The 18,059-nt window shown below is 36.2% G+C and carries 21 protein-coding genes; 3 read left to right on the top strand and 18 right to left on the bottom strand.

Going from position 1 to position 18,059, the window contains the following annotated elements:
- The first annotated feature begins 661 nt into the window (after positions 1 to 661).
- Together Q4Q55_RS00720 and Q4Q55_RS00725 are read left to right on the top strand one after the other, a co-directional pair.
- Positions 662 to 2,410 (top strand): hypothetical protein, encoded by a 1,749-nt coding sequence (locus Q4Q55_RS00720; RefSeq protein ID WP_303370909.1) that lies wholly within the window; start codon positions 662 to 664, stop codon positions 2,408 to 2,410.
- A gap of 252 nt (positions 2,411 to 2,662) precedes the next feature.
- Positions 2,663 to 2,872 (top strand): hypothetical protein, encoded by a 210-nt coding sequence (locus tag Q4Q55_RS00725; RefSeq protein WP_303370910.1) that lies wholly within the window; start codon positions 2,663 to 2,665, stop codon positions 2,870 to 2,872.
- 169 nt (positions 2,873 to 3,041) lie between these two features.
- Here the strand turns inward: Q4Q55_RS00725 and Q4Q55_RS00730 are convergent, their stop codons facing one another.
- Positions 3,042 to 4,496 (bottom strand): sodium-dependent transporter, encoded by a 1,455-nt coding sequence (locus Q4Q55_RS00730; RefSeq protein WP_303370911.1) that lies wholly within the window; start codon positions 4,494 to 4,496, stop codon positions 3,042 to 3,044.
- Between the two features lie 73 nt (positions 4,497 to 4,569).
- Between Q4Q55_RS00730 and Q4Q55_RS00735 the strand changes: the two genes are divergently transcribed.
- A complete protein-coding gene (locus tag Q4Q55_RS00735; RefSeq protein ID WP_303370912.1) occupies positions 4,570 to 4,947 on the top strand; it encodes a hypothetical protein in 378 nt (125 codons plus the stop codon).
- A gap of 7 nt (positions 4,948 to 4,954) precedes the next feature.
- Here Q4Q55_RS00735 and Q4Q55_RS00740 read toward each other — a convergent pair whose 3' ends face one another.
- From Q4Q55_RS00740 to Q4Q55_RS00820, 17 genes are all read right to left on the bottom strand, one after another.
- Positions 4,955 to 6,526 carry an Ig-like domain-containing protein gene (locus Q4Q55_RS00740; RefSeq protein ID WP_303370913.1) on the bottom strand — a complete coding sequence of 524 codons (1,572 nt, stop codon included), beginning with the start codon at positions 6,524 to 6,526 and terminating at the stop codon, positions 4,955 to 4,957.
- Between the two features lie 44 nt (positions 6,527 to 6,570).
- Positions 6,571 to 8,400 carry an Ig-like domain repeat protein gene (locus tag Q4Q55_RS00745; RefSeq protein ID WP_303370914.1) on the bottom strand — a complete coding sequence of 610 codons (1,830 nt, stop codon included), beginning with the start codon at positions 8,398 to 8,400 and terminating at the stop codon, positions 6,571 to 6,573.
- A gap of 428 nt (positions 8,401 to 8,828) precedes the next feature.
- Entirely contained in the window at positions 8,829 to 9,902 is a 1,074-nt protein-coding gene (locus tag Q4Q55_RS00750) for a CapA family protein (RefSeq protein WP_303370915.1), read from the bottom strand.
- Positions 9,903 to 9,906: 4 nt separating this feature from the next.
- On the bottom strand, positions 9,907 to 11,406 hold the full coding sequence (ftsY, locus tag Q4Q55_RS00755; RefSeq protein WP_303370916.1) for a signal recognition particle-docking protein FtsY: 1,500 nt from the start codon (positions 11,404 to 11,406) through the stop codon (positions 9,907 to 9,909).
- Positions 11,407 to 11,525: 119 nt separating this feature from the next.
- Complete coding sequence (locus tag Q4Q55_RS00760) at positions 11,526 to 11,933, bottom strand: hypothetical protein (RefSeq protein ID WP_303370917.1); 408 nt, start codon at positions 11,931 to 11,933, stop codon at positions 11,526 to 11,528.
- 115 nt (positions 11,934 to 12,048) lie between these two features.
- Complete coding sequence (gene pfdA / locus Q4Q55_RS00765; RefSeq protein WP_303370918.1) at positions 12,049 to 12,483, bottom strand: prefoldin subunit alpha; 435 nt, start codon at positions 12,481 to 12,483, stop codon at positions 12,049 to 12,051.
- A gap of 19 nt (positions 12,484 to 12,502) precedes the next feature.
- Entirely contained in the window at positions 12,503 to 12,727 is a 225-nt protein-coding gene (gene rpl18a / locus Q4Q55_RS00770; RefSeq protein ID WP_303370919.1) for a 50S ribosomal protein L18Ae, read from the bottom strand.
- Between the two features lie 24 nt (positions 12,728 to 12,751).
- Positions 12,752 to 13,426 (bottom strand): translation initiation factor IF-6, encoded by a 675-nt coding sequence (locus Q4Q55_RS00775; RefSeq protein ID WP_303370920.1) that lies wholly within the window; start codon positions 13,424 to 13,426, stop codon positions 12,752 to 12,754.
- 45 nt (positions 13,427 to 13,471) lie between these two features.
- Positions 13,472 to 13,717 (bottom strand): 50S ribosomal protein L31e, encoded by a 246-nt coding sequence (locus tag Q4Q55_RS00780; protein ID WP_296881772.1) that lies wholly within the window; start codon positions 13,715 to 13,717, stop codon positions 13,472 to 13,474.
- Between the two features lie 11 nt (positions 13,718 to 13,728).
- Positions 13,729 to 13,884 carry a 50S ribosomal protein L39e gene (locus Q4Q55_RS00785; protein ID WP_004032463.1) on the bottom strand — a complete coding sequence of 52 codons (156 nt, stop codon included), beginning with the start codon at positions 13,882 to 13,884 and terminating at the stop codon, positions 13,729 to 13,731.
- 20 nt (positions 13,885 to 13,904) lie between these two features.
- Complete coding sequence (locus Q4Q55_RS00790) at positions 13,905 to 14,489, bottom strand: hypothetical protein (RefSeq protein ID WP_303370921.1); 585 nt, start codon at positions 14,487 to 14,489, stop codon at positions 13,905 to 13,907.
- A gap of 5 nt (positions 14,490 to 14,494) precedes the next feature.
- A complete protein-coding gene (locus Q4Q55_RS00795) occupies positions 14,495 to 14,860 on the bottom strand; it encodes a DNA-binding protein (protein WP_303370922.1) in 366 nt (121 codons plus the stop codon).
- 21 nt (positions 14,861 to 14,881) lie between these two features.
- Complete coding sequence (locus Q4Q55_RS00800) at positions 14,882 to 15,319, bottom strand: 30S ribosomal protein S19e (RefSeq protein WP_303370923.1); 438 nt, start codon at positions 15,317 to 15,319, stop codon at positions 14,882 to 14,884.
- A gap of 98 nt (positions 15,320 to 15,417) precedes the next feature.
- On the bottom strand, positions 15,418 to 15,675 hold the full coding sequence (locus Q4Q55_RS00805; protein ID WP_303370924.1) for a YhbY family RNA-binding protein: 258 nt from the start codon (positions 15,673 to 15,675) through the stop codon (positions 15,418 to 15,420).
- On the bottom strand, positions 15,644 to 16,009 hold the full coding sequence (locus Q4Q55_RS00810) for a ribonuclease P protein component 4 (protein WP_303370925.1): 366 nt from the start codon (positions 16,007 to 16,009) through the stop codon (positions 15,644 to 15,646). Before Q4Q55_RS00810 ends, Q4Q55_RS00805 begins: the two co-directional genes overlap by 32 nt.
- Positions 16,010 to 16,393: 384 nt before the next feature.
- Positions 16,394 to 16,930 (bottom strand): adenylate kinase family protein, encoded by a 537-nt coding sequence (locus Q4Q55_RS00815; RefSeq protein ID WP_303370926.1) that lies wholly within the window; start codon positions 16,928 to 16,930, stop codon positions 16,394 to 16,396.
- Positions 16,931 to 16,957: 27 nt separating this feature from the next.
- Positions 16,958 to 18,052, bottom strand: coding sequence for a GTP-binding protein (locus Q4Q55_RS00820; protein ID WP_303370927.1), 1,095 nt, complete (start codon positions 18,050 to 18,052; stop codon positions 16,958 to 16,960).
- Between the last annotated feature and the right edge of the window lie 7 nt (positions 18,053 to 18,059).

The following is an 18,059-nucleotide window of genomic DNA, read 5'->3' on the forward strand; positions in this document are numbered from 1 at the left end:
GTTGACTTAGGAAATGAACCGAACTAGATTGAAAAAATCTGGGAGGATTCATTCCCCCTCTTTTTTTAATTTTTCACATAAATGAGGACATGACTAAAGCTTTTGGTTTAACTCATTTAAATTGACTGAATTCAATACTATTAATCAGGAGTTTATAGTTGATTAAAAAAAATTCTTTTCGTTCTAAAACATCATGGCTATCGGTTTACCTGTTTAAGCACTACTGAATTGAGAATATGGCGGAAAACAACATTATTGACAACAATACACTAAAACCGAAATAATCCGTATGGGAAACAATTCTGCATTGAACACCAATCCAGAAATCACTGACGAAGCAACAGAATAGGGGACAGTATATTGTATAGACTCACCGACAAGAATGCAACAAAAAACCCTGTCAAATGTTGAATATGCAGTCTGCAAAAACTAACGACAATGATAATAAAAAAAATCCTTACAGATTCAGGAAAAATAGCCATCTATAAACTCCTTTCAAATTGAGATGCAAATCGCCGCAAGTCATGGATGAAACAGGCCGGCAAAACATCACAAAAACATGACATTACTTTTAAAATAAGCTCGCCACAATGAAAGCATTTTCTTTAACTGACTTAATATGTCATCCGTCCAATATATTACCAGTTAAGGAGTTTTTATTATGGCCAATAAGAAATTTTATATTTTTACACTGATTCTAGTCATAGTCTCCATCAGCCTTGCTTCGGCCGTTAGCGCAGGTGACAACACTGCAGATTCACTCGCCAACATTGAAAATGGCAATGATGTCGACGGACTGCTTCCAGATGATGATTATGACCCTGATGACGACTGGGAAGATGACGATGACTGGGAAGAGAAAATTATAACTGCCAAACTGGAAATAATCGACTATCCAAAACAGTATGGTGAAAACAAGGTTACATTCAAATTAACAAATGAAGCGGACAATTCCTCATTGGCAAACGTTGACTTATCCGTCATAGGATATGTTCCTAACTCACCAAAAAACGTTTCAGGCAATGACAAGTTAGGCGCCGATTCAAATTCAAAACCGTTGACATTCCTGGGAGACATATATAACCTCACCAAAATAACTACCGATTCAAACGGGATTGCCATCTACACAATCCCGGAGATATTCACAGACGATTTCTGTTTAATGGCAGGATTCTATATTGATGACGGCATCTCTTCATCAACCACAATCAACTACAATGGCGTGGAAACAGAAGTATACCTGACAGACTTTGTAAATGCAAACATGACCAGTTTTGCAACTGTCGCATCAATAGGTCTTTCAAAGGAAGGCTCATATTACGGTGATGTTGTCCTGAAAGTTTCAATGATTACCGTTCTCAACCATCCTCTATCAAACAAGACTGTTGAAATCAGATTTTCAAATGGAAAAACCGTAAGATTAACCACAAATTCCAATGGAACCGCTACATATAAAATTCCATTCGGCGCAGGAACCTATTCTGCCACTGCGAATGTTGTTTCAGAAAGGATTGTTGCAAATTCCACAAAATTGGATGGCATAGTGATTTCAAAAGCGCCGGTAAATATCAAGCCAACCAAAATAGCAACCACTTATGCTTCCGGAAAATACTTCCAGATAAAACTGATAAACACACAGACCAACAAGGCAGTCAGTGGAGCCCGATTGACTTTAAAAATATACACAGGAAGCAAATATAAAACAGTTACAGTGACCACCGATTCCAAAGGCGTTGCAAAGTATTCAACATCATCATTAAGTGTCGGTGCACATAAGGTGGTCATAAGCATTAAGGACACTGCATATTGCACAGGATCATCAAAAACCAGTTCAATTACAGTTTCCAAATCAGCAATTTCCATTTCCGCTCCAAAACAGTATTCAGTGTACAAGAAAGGTCCTGCTTTCAAGGTTACAGTTACTAACAAAGTATCCAAAAAAGCTGTCAATGGAATTGCAGTTACAGTTAAAATCAAAAACGGAAAAACCTATCAGACATTGACTGCAAAAACAAACAGCAAAGGTGAAGCTAGCTTTTCAACAAAAGCGCTCACAAAAGGCAGCCATGTGGTTTCAATCACTACAAAAGCCAATAGCAATTACAAGGCTGCAAGCGCAAAAAGTTCTGCGGTTGTTCTGGCCAAAAAAATAACAACCTCATTAAGTGTATGGGAAGGCGTTCGTTTCATTGCAAACGGCTATGTAATGTCATATACATTCGGCCCAACCTTAAGGGATGCTAATGGAAAGGAATTAGTCAAGCCGATTAAGATTTATTCCGGAGCGTATACCTGGACTGAAAATTCCGGCAGCATCTTCGGACTTCCTCCATCAGGCTATAACACATATACCTTCAGATTCGAGGGAGATGGCCTCTACGAGGGATCCCATTGGATAGTGACTGTGTAAATCGAAAAATATATCAAATGTAAAGGAAATTAAAACCTTTACACTTCTCTTTTTTTAAAATATTCATCATTATGATTTTTTTAAGAATCGACCGAATTTTAGGCAAACTTAAATAACTAAATCTTTAAATAAAATCCGATTGAAACTATTAACTGTAACTCCCAAGTTACACTAAAAAAATTTTTAGTTTAAGTCTGGAAAACTTGTTTTTCCAGACAATCTTGTTTTAGAAATTGACAGAGGTGATTTTTTATGAGTGCATTGACCAATGCAGTTCTTTCATTCATTATACCAGGACTTGGCCAGGCAATTAACGGAGACCGACAGAAAGGAATTATAATGTTTGCAATAGTGATTTTCCTCAACATCTTCATATACTTCTTCATAAACAACCAGTTCGGGCATTTCATAAGCATAATCTATTCCGCATATGCCGCATATGATGCATACAGAACATACTAATCAAAAAGCATCAGTAATTCTTAAAGTACCGGACAATAATTTTATAAGTTTCATTGATAACTATAATAATAATCAATTAAAACATTAATTAAAACATTTCAAATAACAAAAGAGACTCTTTTTAAAAAAGGAATATATATTAAAAAATAAAAAAAGTGAATAAAATTGATTATTCACGTGCAGGTTTGATTTTGGTCAGCACCACAGCAAAGACCAAAACGGCAATGATGATAATCAAATCAATAATTATCTCAAACTGTTTTGCTGTGCTGAACAGTGAAACAATACCGATTATCCACATTATGATTAAAACAATCGGAAGAAGGTATTTAATTACAAAAGACCATGTTCTGCCAACTTTAAATGTTGAATATTCGTTTAAAGCTGGAAGGAAGTGTTCCACACCATAGAACCATGCAAATATTATACATTGAATTCCAATCAGGAGCAATATTCCGAATTCGTTGACGAATGAATCAACGATACCGACCAGATAACTGCTGATACCGGTAGTCAAAACAATTGAGCATGCGCAGCCTATAACCGCCAGCACTGTTGCGGTTTTCTTACGGGACCATCCAAGTTTGTCGGATGTTGAGTTCAGCATCGGCTCGAAAAATCCCAATGCTGAAGTTACTCCTGCAAATAAAATAGCCAGGAACAGCAATGGAGCCAATATACGTCCAATAGGACCCATTATGTTAAAAATCATTGGGAAAACAATGAAAATCAAACCGGTTCCTTCAGTAATAAGCTGAACCATAGGGGTTCCGGCAGTAGCTGACATATAACCCAAAATTGAAAATACACCAAATGCAGTGAATATTTCAAAAGCAGAATTGGATGCCACCACAATCAATACATTGTCAATCAGTTTGGAGTTTTCAGGCAGGTAGCTTGCATATGTAAGTGCAATGGCCTGACCCATACTTAGTGAAAATATGATTTGGGCAAATGCTGCAAGCCATATGTTTACATCAAGAAGCATTCCCCAGTTAGGAGTAAGAAGAGTGCTGATACCAATGCCCGCACCAGGCAGGGTCAAGGCATATACAACAATGATTCCCATTATGACAAACAATGCTGGAATGAGTATTTTTGAAGCTTTTCCGATACCCTTATCAACATTCTTATGGGCGATGAACCATAAGATAACCCATAATATCAAAACGCCGACAGTTGTAGGAATAAGCAGGAAGCTGGCATTGGAGAGGTTTGAACTTCCACCTACAGTCTGTGTAAAGTAAGCCGCAGCATCGGTTCCCCAACTAAATGTAAAGCTGCTTAACAGGTAAACCAAATCCCAGCTCAGGATTACCATATAATAAATTGTTACTACAAATACAAAAAGAACCAGTATCCAAGCAATGATTTCAAATTGCGGCTTGATTTTGCGCATTATCTTTGAAAAAGACTCCTTGAAACTGAATCCCACACCATATTCCAATATTAAAAACGGAATTCCCATAATAGCTATCGCTGTAAAGTAAGGAATAAAAAATGATCCCCCACCATTAGAATAAAGAACATAACTGAAACGCCAGATGTTTCCAAGACCCACTGCCGCTCCGATCATTGCAAAAATAAATGCTATTGATGAATCCCACTGAGCTTGTTCAGACATAATAATTCCCTCAATGATACTAATTATGGAAATAATATATAATAAATCTAACATAATAATTACTAGTGAAAAAATGAATGTCTTCGATAAATTTATGGTGGGAGATACTGCAGGCATAAACTGGTGTTTTGAAAACAGACACTTTCAACAGAGACTTGATGAAAACGGCCTTCAGAGAAGCTACATTATAGACTGCCTAATGAATGAAGAACCTGTCAGCTGGGAACATGTTGAAAAAGACATCTATGCTGTAGTATACAAAGCTCCAAAGTCCAAGGAATATAAAGAAATCAGAATTCTGATGGCATGCAGCGGTAACTCAATAGATTTGGTAACCATCATGAGAAATAACGAAACAACAACCAATCGCCAAAATAAGCAGTTCCAGTCCGAAAAAAAGAAAAATATAGAAAAAAAGAGATTGAAGGCTCTCTCAAAAAGAAAATGGTAAAAAAGAATTATACCAGTTTAAAGTTAAGATATTTTGATATGCCTATTCTGAACAGCACTATTCCTTTTGCACCCCCGCTTTTAGCGGCTTTTGCATCTTTAAGCAACTCAGAATATGACAGTGGGTTTGTATTGTCATCAGAATGGTATGCTTGCAGTCCTGTCCAGATTTGAGCGCCCATGGATTGCTTTACAAAAGTGTTGGTGACGCCTTTAATCCAATTGGTATTTTTGCCGTAATTGCCTTTGTATGCCATTGGAATCAATGCATCGACATATTTGCTTAGGGAAGGAACATCCTGACCGTAATAATAATGCATCATGCTAGGTTCAGGCATCAAAGCTACAGAAACTATGCAATTTTTATTTACCTTATGGACACTATAGCTTATCTTTTTAACGATATAGTTTATTGAAGCGATCGCATTGATGTGCTTGTGGGCGGTTCCGCCGTATCTCATATAATCAAGGTGAATTCCATCCACTCCGGCAATTTTGGCGTATCGAACAGCACTGTCAATCTTCTGATTGATAAAGTAGTACTTGAAGGATCCGTCATCCCTTACTGGAGAAACCCAATTTTCACCGTCACTGCATACGCACATCCATATATGAACCTTAATACCGTAGCTGTGTGCCTTTTTAATCCATGATGCAACATAGGAAGTTCCATATGCGGATATTGCATAGCTTTCTAGGAAAATGTGTTTTGTTCCTCTGCTTGCAAGAGTCTTGAGGTTTGTGGAGCTCATGTGAGACGGCCACATCCAATAGCCGTTACCTTTTGCCATTGGATGTTTGAAAAACAATTTGGCGCTTCCTTTTGAAGACAGGTAAGGGCTGTCCTTAACAAAACAGTAATAGACCATATGGTTTCCATATTTGAGGTTAAGATAAATCCTTGCATTTCCTTTTGAATCCGTTTTCGCAGTGTAGGTTTTTCCAAGCACCTTGAAAATGACTTTTTTTGACTTTATGGGATTTCCTTTAACATCAGTCAGCTTGACATAAAATATTGTTTTCAGACCCTGACGGTAACTGATGTAGTTGTCTCCCACCTTCAACTTGGTTTTTATGGCATCCTTGATATTGATTGAGCCAACACCGCTTGAAGCGCTGGTGTTCTTATCTCCAGCATATGAGTAGATGACCTTATAATTTCCTTTTGCAAGATAAATATTCAATGTGGCATCACCGTTTTTATCAGTGAGTCTTGTGTAATTTTTGTTATTTACAAAAATATTGACTTTCTTTCCGGCTATTTTCTTACCGTCGACTGTTAGTTTGACTGTAAATTTTGTTGGAAATGTTGTGTAACCCACTGCTTTTGAAGCTGATACCTTAGAGCTTGCTTTGGAAACATCTGAAGTGGAATTACTAACACTAACCTCATCTGAAATTTCACTGGCCTGAAGAGGCTCCGTATCATCACCAGACTGAATATCTTCAACTGTCTGAAGAGCTTCGATATCATCACCGGTATCAGTGAGGTTATCTGATATATCCTCGCCGGCAGATACGGAAGATATCGCCAAAAGAAGCGTTAATGAAAATATTAGAATTAAAAGAATTTTTCGCATATTTTTCACCTAAAAAAAAATTAAAAAAAATAGAAAATTAAATTCTATAGTTTAGAGAAATCAAAGAAACTGCTTAATCCCCATCTGAACATTATAACTCCAGTTGCTCCACCTGACACTGCAGCATTGGAATCCTTTAAAAGGGCAGATGCAGACAGTTTGCTCACATCATCGTCAGAGTTATATGATTGCAGTCCTGTCCATACTTGGGCTTTTTTGGAATTTGTAACAAACCATTTGGTTGTTTTTGTAATCCAAGAGGAAGATGCACCATAATTTCCTTTATAAACCATTGGAATCAGCACATCAAGTGACTGGCTAAGTGAGGAGATATCCTGACCGTAATAATATTTGTTGCTGGTTGTTTCAGGCATTAATGCTGCGGAAACTATGAGTTTGGAATTCACTTTATGGACTGCAGTTGCCAGTTGCTTGGTGAAGTAATTGATTGCGGATACACCATTTTTATAATTGTATGCAGTTCCGGGGAATCTAAGATAGTCCAGATGAACGCCGGCCACACCTTTGAGAGATGCGTATTTTTTGGCCTCGTTTATCTTGGATGTGAAGAAGGAATACTTATAGGACCCATCACTGTTTACCGGAGAGACCCAATTTCCATTATAAAAGACCTGCATCCATATATGAACTTTTATGCCTTTAGCGTTCGCATTTTTGATGAAAGTCTCAACAGCGGATTTTCCATGCAATTCCAGAGCGTAGTAATTTAGGAAAATGTGTTTTGTATTGTACTTGGCCAGAGTGTTCAGGTTGACATTTTTCATATCTGAACCGAATAGCCAAAATCCGTTGTTTTTGGCATGGGATTTGACTGCGAGTTTGACTGATCCTGTGCTGGCGGCATATTTGTTTGTCCTGTAAAAAGTGTATGTTATCTTATAGGTTCCTGCACTTAACTTGACGCCCAGCTGCGCAATACCTTTTGAATTGAGATTTCTTGTATATTTCTTACCGTTCAATGTAAAAATGACTTTACCTGAAGCAGGATTTCCCTTTCCATCGATTACCCTGACCTTAAACGGAGTCAATACATTAGGGGAGTATACCTCAGAATTTGCCCTGGATATTTTAGTGGAAATTCTTTTGAAGGTCACAATTGCCTTGCCGCTTGAAGATTCAATATTATCTTCGCCTTCAAAGTAATACCTGATGGTGTGTGAGGAAACACGGCTGTAGCTTAAATACAGGCAGGCTACGCCTTTTGAATTTGTGTACCTGTAATATGTTTTACCATTGATTACAAATTTAACCCTTTTATTTTTTAATACTACACCATCTGCAGTCAGGGTTACCTTAAATGGATTTTTATAACCGACATATGCAACGGTGTTTGAACCTTTGATTTTTGAAGCAGAATCGGATATTAAAAGAATTGTGCTTTTGGATGTGAGTGTATTGTAACCGCTTTCCGCGAACTTATAGAATATGGCATAATATTTGCTATCACCATATAATTTCAGATAAGCCGCACCGTTTTTTTGTGTGACTGATTTGTGAACTGCTCCATTGAATGAAAATACCACAGTTTTGCCAACCAAGGGGTTTCCATTTTCATCCAAAAGTTTTACATAAAAATTGCTTCCGTTAAGAATGGTTGAGCCTGAATACGGACTGAATGAAGCATTCTTATTGGAAGTGGCCAATACTTCTTCATTTACTGCAGTCAGATTATCTTTACTTTCATCATCAACTGCATCAACCACATCCAACTTGGCAGAAGCGCTTAAATTTTCATTAGCGGATGATTCTAAATTCAAATCATCGCTTACAGATAATAAATCATGATTATCATAAGAATTTTCAATACTTGAAACATTGCCGTCATCACTTGCACATGCGCTACCGAGCAGCATGAAAAAAATCAAAGCGAATGATATGAACAATGCTTTAGTTTTTATCGAAATTTTTTCACCTTCTTTGATTATATTAAAAAAAATATATTGTAAGTAAAATTATATCATTAAATGATATATAAATGTTTTTAAAACTTAAAACAAGCCAAAATAGACCAAATTAGCTAAAAAATACTGAAAACATATAGAAATAGAAAATAAAACAATTATTCAGTTGAAATAAGTTATAATAAGCTTAAATAAAGTGAATTTAAATTAAAAAAATACTCGCCTAATCATCAATGAAACATTAATATTAACAAAGTTTATACATTAAAACACATCAATTCAACGGACAATATAAACAAATACCTGATTTAAAATGATTTTCAAAAAAATAAGATGATTTAATGATAAAAAAAAGAAAATAAAGAATTTATTAAAAAATTCTAGTTTTCAGTTAAATTAAAGCTCAGCTTTCCGACACCATCTTCAATATGAAGTTCACTGCATTGTGGAGACAATCCTTCAAGAAGTGAAGTTCCGTCCTCTGCAGACATGAACTGTGGAAGGTAGCCAGAAATATGAATCGGGTAAACGCTGCATTCACCGGTATTTCCAACGAGATCTATCTCAACAAAGTATGCAACATGAGTATCTTCATTTGATTGGTCGAATATGAAGTTTCCAAGACTGTAAAAGATCGGTTTTCCGTTGTACATCTCAATACCCTGCGGAACGTGAGGATGTGAGCCGATTACAACATCTGCACCATAATCTATCAGTTCATGTGCAATTTTGGTCTGATCCTCATTTGGAGATGTTGAATATTCGTTTCCGAAATGCATATATGCCACAATCAAATCAGAATCGTTTCTGGCATCTGCAACCTGTTTTTGTGCAACCTGAGAGTTGTACGCTGAATAACCAGGTGAAGACCCGTTGGCATAAGGCATCACATCATAGTCATATTCTGCGAAATTGTTTGAATCCATATAATTCAATATGGTTATTTTACGGCCGTTGACATCTTTGACAACCGCATTGTGAGCATCACTTTCGTTTTCACCGGCACCGATAGGAGTTATTCCCGCATCCTCAAGATTTCTGACTGTATCTCTCATTCCATCAACACCATAATCAAATGCATGATTATTTGCAAGAGATGCAACAGTGTTTTCATTAGCTTTGGCCAATGGAACATAACTTGGGTCGCATTTTAAAGGAACATCCCCTTTTACAGCATTTTCAGAAGTGGTTGCCGCATTTTCAAAGTTAATCAAAAGCAAATCCACATTTGAAGTTACATTGCTTACACCCTCAAAGGGACTTGAATCCAAACTTAAAACACCAGGCATGTTACGTGCAAACATGACATCCCCTGTCACCGCCATGGAAGCGTTTTCCTTAACTTTTAAAGATTCAGCTAACGGATTGTTATTTTTAAAACCCATCAAAGTGAAGGCTGCCGCCATTATGATTAGGATTATTAAAACTATTAACAGTACTTTTTTGATGTCCATATAATTATTCCTCAGCTACTTCTGCCTCTTCGCTTTCACTGAACAGCTGATCCAGCATCCATTCAGCATCATATTCCTTAATGTCATCATAACCCTGTCCTACACCTAAAAACATGATAGGCCTTTTGATTACATAACCGATTGAAAGGGAAGCTCCCCCTTTACTGTCGGCATCTGCCTTGGTTAAGATAACTCCATCAATATCAATTGCATCGTTGAATTTGACTGCCTGCTCGGTAGCATCGTTACCTGTCAATGCATCACCTACAAATATAACAAGGTCAGGTTTTGCAACCCTCTTAATCTTTTTCATTTCGTCCATAAGGTTTGTGTTGGTTTGCATCCTTCCTGCAGTGTCAATCAATACCAGTTCTTTTCCCTGTGCTTTTGCATGTTCAACGGCGTCAAATGCAACAGCGGCAGGATCTGATCCTTTTTTATGTTTGATTATTTTAACTCCAACATTGTCAGCATGATATGTTACCTGTTCGATAGCTCCTGCTCTGAATGTATCTGAAGCAGCTATTACCGGAGTATATCCTTTTTTAAGATAATAGTTGGCCAATTTACCGATAGTTGTTGTTTTTCCGGTTCCGTTGATTCCGACAAACATGACGACAAGAGGCTCTCCCTGAGCTTTTTTCTCTTCAATCATTTCTGTCATGGATTTGCCAGGAATGTCTATGATTTCGCCAACAGCATTTCTCAAAGCAAGGAAAGTGTATTCAGTGATGTCATTGCTTCTTTTGATTTTTTTACCGACCAAATCATTTTTAACACTTTCAACAACTGCATTAGCCACTTCCATAGCAACATCGCCCTGTAAAAGTTCCATTTCAAGTTCCCATAGAATATCTTCCACATGCTTTTCGGAAATGGTTTTTTCACGAACGAATGAGAAAATACCGCCGGTAGCTTCACCGTCAGCAGAGACATCATCTTTTTTATCCTTATTCCTGCTCCAGAAGTGAGATTTCTTTTCTTCGTCTTCTTCGCTTTCTTCATCTTCTTCAGGAACCTTTTCTTTTTTATCCTTATTCCTGCTCCAGAAATGGGATTTCTTCTCTTCCTCAACTTCTTCAGCATCTACTGACTCATCCAAATCGTTCTCATCATCAGTTTCATCTTCATCAGACTTGTCCTTATTCCTGCTCCAGAAATGGGATTTCTTCTCTTCCTCAACTTCTTCGGTTTCTTCTATCGCATCACTTTCCTCATCTTCATCGGATTTACTTTTAAAACTAAAGAAACCTGATTTTTTCTCTTCATCTTCTTCAACGGTTTCTTCTTCGATTGATTCGGCTTCCACATCATCACTAGCTTCCGGAAGTAAATTGGAATCATCTTCTTTTTCATCCTCTTGTTTTTTGCGTCCGAATGAGAAAAATGAAAATCTTTTACCCTCTTCTTCCTGGAGGTTGTCCTCTTTTTCCGCTTCTTCTATAAGTTCCTCTTCTAATTTTTCACTTGTGCGTGAAAATTTCTTTTTTAATGATTCAAACAAAAATAACCCAACCTTAATAGTTAGTCAATGAAATTAATTATTAGTATTTTATATCTTTAATATTATAAATAATTATGAAAAAATTGAAAAAAAAGAAGACTTTGATATAAAGCCTTAAGTTATTTCCTGCGTTTTAATGAAGATATACCAATGCCTGCTACAGCAGCCAGCAATACCACTAAAGGATTACCTGTGGCGTAGGTATCCTGAATCGGAGTGGATTCTGCACCAGCAGAACCTGATTCATTGGTTTCATTATATGTTGCCGCATCGATGACACTGCCTTCCTGCATGCTATCTTCAAAATCATTGGTTTCATCGGCATATGCACCTGTTTCACCTACAGTCTCTTCAACATCATCAGCATCTCCACCAGTTTCATCTACAGTCTCTTCAGTATCATCAAGAGTGGTTTCTTCGCCGTCATCATCCTGATTTTGTGAAGCATCATCTGCTGAAACCATACCTGCACTTAAAATGAGCATGAAAACTGCTAAAAGTGCAATTAATACCTTACTTAACTTCAATATTGTCACCTCATAACATGTAGTTAAGTATACTTTGAGAGTAATTTAAAATAAATGTTTTGAAAAAAATAGTTGAAAATAAAAAAAAATAGAAAAAAGAAAAAATTGTATGGTATTATCTCATTTGAGTCATGTTGCCTTGAGCAGCGGCTGCGATTTGTTCAGCCTGAGCCTGAAGATTGCCGACAATGTCTGTGACCTGTTGCAAGTTAGCCAACATTTTGTCCAAGCTGTCTTTCAAGTCGTCTTTTTGCCCAGAGATAATTTCGCGAGCACCGTCTGCATCTTTTTTAACAGCAAAACCTGATCCAATACTTACAATAATTTCATCAGTACTTTTAAGTTCTCCTTTAATGAAAGAACCAGCACCTACAGGAACAAAAGCTTCAATAGACTCTTTTCCTTCGATGTCGTCTAAAGTGTTGGACAATGCATCGATTTCAGCCATGGAAGCCTGAATCAATTCAATCTGTTGTTTGATTAATTCCGCCTGTTGTGAATATGCATTGATTTCATTAAGAAGATTGTTTAATCTTTGCTGATCTTCCATGTTAACACCTTAAATGCATCTATAAAATTTCTTTTACGATTGGGTCTAAAACATCTTCAGGAGCAATTTCCTCGATTTCATTAATAGAAATTTGGTTCCTGTTAATACCATGTTTACTTCCGAAACGTTCGTAGATTTTTTGTTCTACATCAGCTTCACAAGTAGCTTTGTATTCTTTAGTAAACTCATGATATTCATCGCCCATTACAAAAGTACCTTTAACTCTGTAAATTTTTGTTATCATATTAAATCCCTCATGATATATTAATTAAAAATCATCATCCAAAAAGCCTAATGCTTCTTCAACTCTAGCCATTTCAGGACCAGTACTGTCTTTAGCCACTATTGCACCGTTTGAATTGGAAATAGTGCATGCGCCAACCAAAGGAATACCTTTACCAACAGTACCAATATCTCCTTCTACACCAAATACTTCTTGAGCAAAATTAATTTCACTTTTAACAGCCCGGCTACTAATTAAAAATCCTTTATTAGTAACGGTAATTAAAGAACCTATTATATCGCTTCCGACCATCGAAGTGGACTCGACATTAACATCCAAAGTTTCTTCAACCACCTGAATAGCTTCAGAATCTAAAAATGGGCTTACAATAGCTCCAGTATCATTTGCTGCGATAATGTTGCCGACAGCAGTGTACTGACCTGGAAGTGTAGCGACATTCAAACCAAGCTTTTCAAACTGTTCTATTTCTCTATCTAAAACATGTGGGGAAACAACGATACCATTTGAATTAGCTACAGCTAAAGATCCGATGAGACTGCTACCTGATATAGAAGATTTAACAACATCTACTTCTAATGTTTCCTTAATAATTTCCGCTTTTTCATCTAAAAGGGTATAAGGGACAATAGCTAAATCATCAGTTGCCAGAATAAAAACTCCTACATTCGGATTTCCTACAATATCTACTCTTTTTAACATATTGTTACCTCACATTACTCAATAGCATGGTAAAAGGTACTATAGCTATTCTGCTAAAGTAGCTTTAACAACACCATCATCATCTTTGACTGCTTTTACAGTAATTTTAGAAGGTATTTTTTGAATACCTCTTTCCCAAATAGCATGATTGATAGATTCATCAATTTTAACTTCTTCAGCTTTCATGTGTTTGGTTAAAAAGTTTTTAACTTCTCTGATAGCTCTAGGAGCTCTGATAGTCCTTTTAACATTTTTAACATTTCTAAGTGGAATTGTGTAAACTCTTTCCATAATAACCCCTCTTATAATTTAAGACTGTTTCTTCTCCAATGTCTAGGTTTTGGTCTGTATCTAAGTTTACGGTTAGTTTTAGCATAAGCCCAGATTGGAATTCTCCTATTTTGTTTGTTTGCTTTAGCCATTCTTAATTTTTTAGCTAATGGTTTATTTCTACTCATTTTATCACCTGTAATAATAATTATTTTTTGTATCCAATAACACGAGTTTGATAATGTTCTGGGAATATATCTAGAGAATTTCCTCCCTTTTCGTCAATTAAAGTCCTGATTTCAACCTCATAATCTGAACTGTTGTCCTTATTTGATTTCTCATGGGAAATCTCAAAGAGATTGGAGGTTATTAGCTTGACAGATTTATGTCCGAAACTGTCCAAATTTATATATTGGACGTTTTTTCTGTCTTCAAGACTTCTGATTTGATTGACGTTCAATTTAGGAGTTCTGTCATCCCTTCTTGTCCCGTCTGCAATAATATCATATTTTTCTGCAACCTGTTCCACGACATTTTCATGAATGAACTTTATTCCGTCATTCGGAAATCCGTCTTCCATTATCATATCACAAGTCTTATCTAAAAGGTCAATATCCAAATTTAAAACCTTATGGGTAAACCCTAAAGATGCAGCTGATTTGCTGGCTGGAACATATGAATCATAAACGCCAAAATTGGCTGTGCACAATTCTACATCAAGACCTAATCTTTTGAGCATGACTGCCATGAAAGATGAGTCTTTTCCACCACTATATAGTACACCAGCTTTCATCGATATTATTTCCTTGTAATTTTAATTTCTCTTTTTTGACCGGAAATCTGCCTTAAGAGCACTTTTAACTGATCGTCAGTTACTTTTCCTCTTAGACTTCCTGCTTGAGCTGATTGAATTAATTGAAGTTCAATGTTTTCAACGAGTTCAGGTTTGGTCAATTTAAGATTGCTTAATCTAGCACGAGCTTCAGGAGTCATAATCTGACCCAAAATCTGTTTTTTCTGAGCTTCGAACTGTTGCCTTTGTGCTTCTTGCTGTTGTGCCTGCATAGCAGCCTGTTGTTGCTGCATTTGCTGATTTTGCATAGCAGCTTGTTGAGCTTGTAATTCTGCCATTCTTTTTTGACGAATTTCATCTAAATCGCTCATATCAAACTCTCCGAAATATAATTAGTATTTTTCAAGTTCAGGAATATCTTTAATGATTTCACCAGAAAGTTTATCTAAGAATGATCTTCCTGCTGGGGAAACAACTCTTCCACCTTCAACTTTTTCAACATATCCTGCGTCTTCTAATTGATGGAGTGCAGTTCTAACAATAGATCCGCTTCCTTTTCTGAAAACTTCAGGACGTACACCACGGTCTTTTTTACCACCGTAGAAAGTTCTTAAACTCATAACTCCTACTGGACCATCCATGTAGACTCTTCTAATGATAGAAGCAGTTCTTATATACCACCAATCAGCATTTTCTGGTTTTCTTTCTTTGTGAACACCAGTTTTAACAAAATTGGACCATGCAGGGGAATTGATTTTTTCATTATTTTTAAATTCTTCTGCGACTTTTTTAATTAATAAATCTGCAGGTACATCAAATACAGTAGTCATATTAATTCTCCAATATTTATTTTTAAATAATTGTAGCTTAATCCACTGTAAATTTAAGACCTAAAAAAATAGGGCCTGTAACTCTAAATTTAAAATGTTTAAGGCTTTTTCTTGTAGATTACAGCAACGTGTCCTCTAACATCTATGAGCTTTGCTCTGGTTTTAGTGACAATTTCATCGATGTAATCATCTTTATCTCTAGCGATATTTTTTGCAAATTTAAGTTTAACAATTTCATTAGCTTTAAGTTGGCGTTTAATCTCTTCAATTACATTTTCATTGACACCAGCTTTACCAATATTAATTGTCATCGCGGAAAGAGCTCTATTCATCATTTCTTTTTTTGATTGACTCATATTTAGCTCTCCTTTTATTTTTCTTTTCCTTGCGATAAGGAATCTTCATAACATGGCCACATTCACCACAAAAAATATTAACTTCTGAGTTAATTAGCCGGACGGTGCAATTATGACCAGGGTAAAGGAATTTCTTGCATTTTCTACAATACCTTTTTCTCCATTGCTTGGGAACCTTGGTATTGTATTTTGTGGACAGCTTTAAGGCAAGCTCAACATAGCGGTCACTGCGCTCAGGATGGGTGATGAATTCCATCTCAGCACGTTCAAAAAGAATATTCATTCTTTCAGTTGCTATATCAATCATCCACTTCGGTCTTTTTCCTCTACTCAAAAATATCCTCCTCATAATTATGAAAATAGGATATAATATTCAAAATTGAATTAAAATGATTTGCGCAAATTAAAACAAAAACCATAGTTAAAATAAACCTTAGGTTAATATGAATATTAAGAATAATTATGTTCATTACCATTTATAAAGGTTATGGATTTTATTGTCATTAATATTCAAATTAAGTATTTTGAAAAATAAAAAAATAAATGAGTTTTAAAACCCACTTATTCTTTCAATGCCTTTGACTTTATCGAAATCCCCGTCAAATGATGCTATTTTTGTTATTCAAATATTGAAAAATAAGAAAAATTGTAATGACTTAGAAAAATTAAAGTGATTTAATAAAATTGTTACGACATGGTAAAATTGATGTAAAGCAGATTAAATCAGCCAGTCCATAAAATCGATTTCACCAACCGGAAAATCAGTCTTGCCATCCACCACATCAGTCAGCAGTTCAACAATCTCATCAACAGTCAAATCACTTGCATCGATTTCACAGACACTTTCACCGTAAATATCATAAGCCTCAGCAGTGCATACACCCATTGCTTCCGCTTCCAGGTTTTCACGGATTTTCGCTTCGGAATAGTTGCGTGCTTCCAACCTTTCGCGTAAAATCTCAGGTCTAACCCTTAAAACAATTATTTTGTCTGCACCGTTGCACAAATGGGCCAGGTGCCCTTCAAAAATAATCAATTCATCACTGGATTCGATGATTTGTGAAACCTTCCCCTCCAAAGCGTCAATGTCGATGATTTTATATCCCTTTTCATCATCTATTCCAAGAACAAAGTCATTTTCGATTGCCAAATCGTTGATTTTGATTAGTTTACAGTTTAAACTAGAAGCTAAAACTTCACTGACAGTGGTTTTACCAGTACATGGAGTACCACTAATAAAAACAGTATTTCTCATAATAATCAAAAAATAAAAAAAAGAGAATTATTTCTTTAAAATAATCCTTAATACATCCTCATCCTCAAGTACATGGTCTGGACCGACTTTTTGACCTGGGAATTTAACGGATGTTCCCCAGACCTTGGCGTGACGGAAGTTTTTAACAAATTCCCTGTGTAATTTCCTACAGGCGTCAATGACTGTAGAACCTTTTTTGATAACTAAAGGGTCTTCCATGTCTGCCTTTCTTCCCTGCGGTTTTAGATACACACGAACCAAGTCCAGATTATCAAAAATGATATCCTTCAGTTCGTCTATGTTTGTATTTTTATCTGCAGAAATCGGAATGAAATCAGGAATATATTTTTTTAACTCCTTAATATATGCATCATCAACCAAATCCACCTTATTCAACAGGACCAGCATCGGAACATAGGATTTGTTTCTGTCCAAAACATCTATGAACTGATCCATTGTTACATCATCTCTGAAGAGCACATCTGCATTGATATAACCGTATTCATTCAGAATAGACCTTATTGTTTTTTCATCCATATGAGTCAGCGAACAAGTGGAAGAAACCTTTACACCACCTAATTTTTTTCTTTTAACAGTTACATCAGGAGGCTGTTCATTTGGCCTGATTCCAATGGCTCTCAACTCTTTAATAATAACGTCGATATGTTGTGGATTTAGAGTATCCAATACAACCAATATCAAATCGGCAGTTCTTGCAACAGACAGAATTTCCTTACCTCTTCCCTTACCACTACTTGCACCAGTAATAATCCCAGGAATATCAAAAACCTGAATTTTAGCGTTTTTATGCTCCATTACACCGGGAACAATATCCAATGTGGTAAACTGATAAGCGCCGACTTTACTTTCAGCATTGGTAATATTATTTAAGAGAGTAGATTTTCCAACAGAAGGAAATCCTACAAGGACTACGGTAGCGTCACCGGATTTTTTAACATGAAATCCCTGGCCTTTAGACCCTCCGCTACTTCTTTGCAGTGATTCCTCTTTAAGTTTTGATAATTTCGCTTTAAGTTTACCTATATGGTGAGAAGTAGCTTTATTATATGGTGTCTTTTGAATCTCTTCTTCAATATCTTTTATTTTCTCTTCTATCCCCATTAAATCA

Source organism: Methanobrevibacter sp., from assembly GCF_030539555.1.
Taxonomy (GTDB): domain Archaea; phylum Methanobacteriota; class Methanobacteria; order Methanobacteriales; family Methanobacteriaceae; genus Methanocatella.

Coding starts and splice junctions, on each gene's coding strand:
- Q4Q55_RS00720 (WP_303370909.1), top strand. CDS start 662: ATGGCCAATAAGAAATTTTATATTTTTACACTGATTCTAGTCATAGTC.
- Q4Q55_RS00725 (WP_303370910.1), top strand. CDS start 2,663: ATGAGTGCATTGACCAATGCAGTTCTTTCATTCATTATACCAGGACTT.
- Q4Q55_RS00730 (WP_303370911.1), bottom strand. CDS start 4,496: ATGTCTGAACAAGCTCAGTGGGATTCATCAATAGCATTTATTTTTGCA.
- Q4Q55_RS00735 (WP_303370912.1), top strand. CDS start 4,570: ATGAATGTCTTCGATAAATTTATGGTGGGAGATACTGCAGGCATAAAC.
- Q4Q55_RS00740 (WP_303370913.1), bottom strand. CDS start 6,526: ATGCGAAAAATTCTTTTAATTCTAATATTTTCATTAACGCTTCTTTTG.
- Q4Q55_RS00745 (WP_303370914.1), bottom strand. CDS start 8,400: ATGCTGCTCGGTAGCGCATGTGCAAGTGATGACGGCAATGTTTCAAGT.
- Q4Q55_RS00750 (WP_303370915.1), bottom strand. CDS start 9,902: ATGGACATCAAAAAAGTACTGTTAATAGTTTTAATAATCCTAATCATA.
- pfdA (WP_303370918.1), bottom strand. CDS start 12,483: ATGGAAGATCAGCAAAGATTAAACAATCTTCTTAATGAAATCAATGCA.
- rpl18a (WP_303370919.1), bottom strand. CDS start 12,727: ATGATAACAAAAATTTACAGAGTTAAAGGTACTTTTGTAATGGGCGAT.
- Q4Q55_RS00775 (WP_303370920.1), bottom strand. CDS start 13,426: ATGTTAAAAAGAGTAGATATTGTAGGAAATCCGAATGTAGGAGTTTTT.
- Q4Q55_RS00780 (WP_296881772.1), bottom strand. CDS start 13,717: ATGGAAAGAGTTTACACAATTCCACTTAGAAATGTTAAAAATGTTAAA.
- Q4Q55_RS00785 (WP_004032463.1), bottom strand. CDS start 13,884: ATGAGTAGAAATAAACCATTAGCTAAAAAATTAAGAATGGCTAAAGCA.
- Q4Q55_RS00790 (WP_303370921.1), bottom strand. CDS start 14,489: ATGAAAGCTGGTGTACTATATAGTGGTGGAAAAGACTCATCTTTCATG.
- Q4Q55_RS00795 (WP_303370922.1), bottom strand. CDS start 14,860: ATGAGCGATTTAGATGAAATTCGTCAAAAAAGAATGGCAGAATTACAA.
- Q4Q55_RS00800 (WP_303370923.1), bottom strand. CDS start 15,319: ATGACTACTGTATTTGATGTACCTGCAGATTTATTAATTAAAAAAGTC.
- Q4Q55_RS00805 (WP_303370924.1), bottom strand. CDS start 15,675: ATGAGTCAATCAAAAAAAGAAATGATGAATAGAGCTCTTTCCGCGATG.
- Q4Q55_RS00815 (WP_303370926.1), bottom strand. CDS start 16,930: ATGAGAAATACTGTTTTTATTAGTGGTACTCCATGTACTGGTAAAACC.
- Q4Q55_RS00820 (WP_303370927.1), bottom strand. CDS start 18,052: ATGGGGATAGAAGAGAAAATAAAAGATATTGAAGAAGAGATTCAAAAG.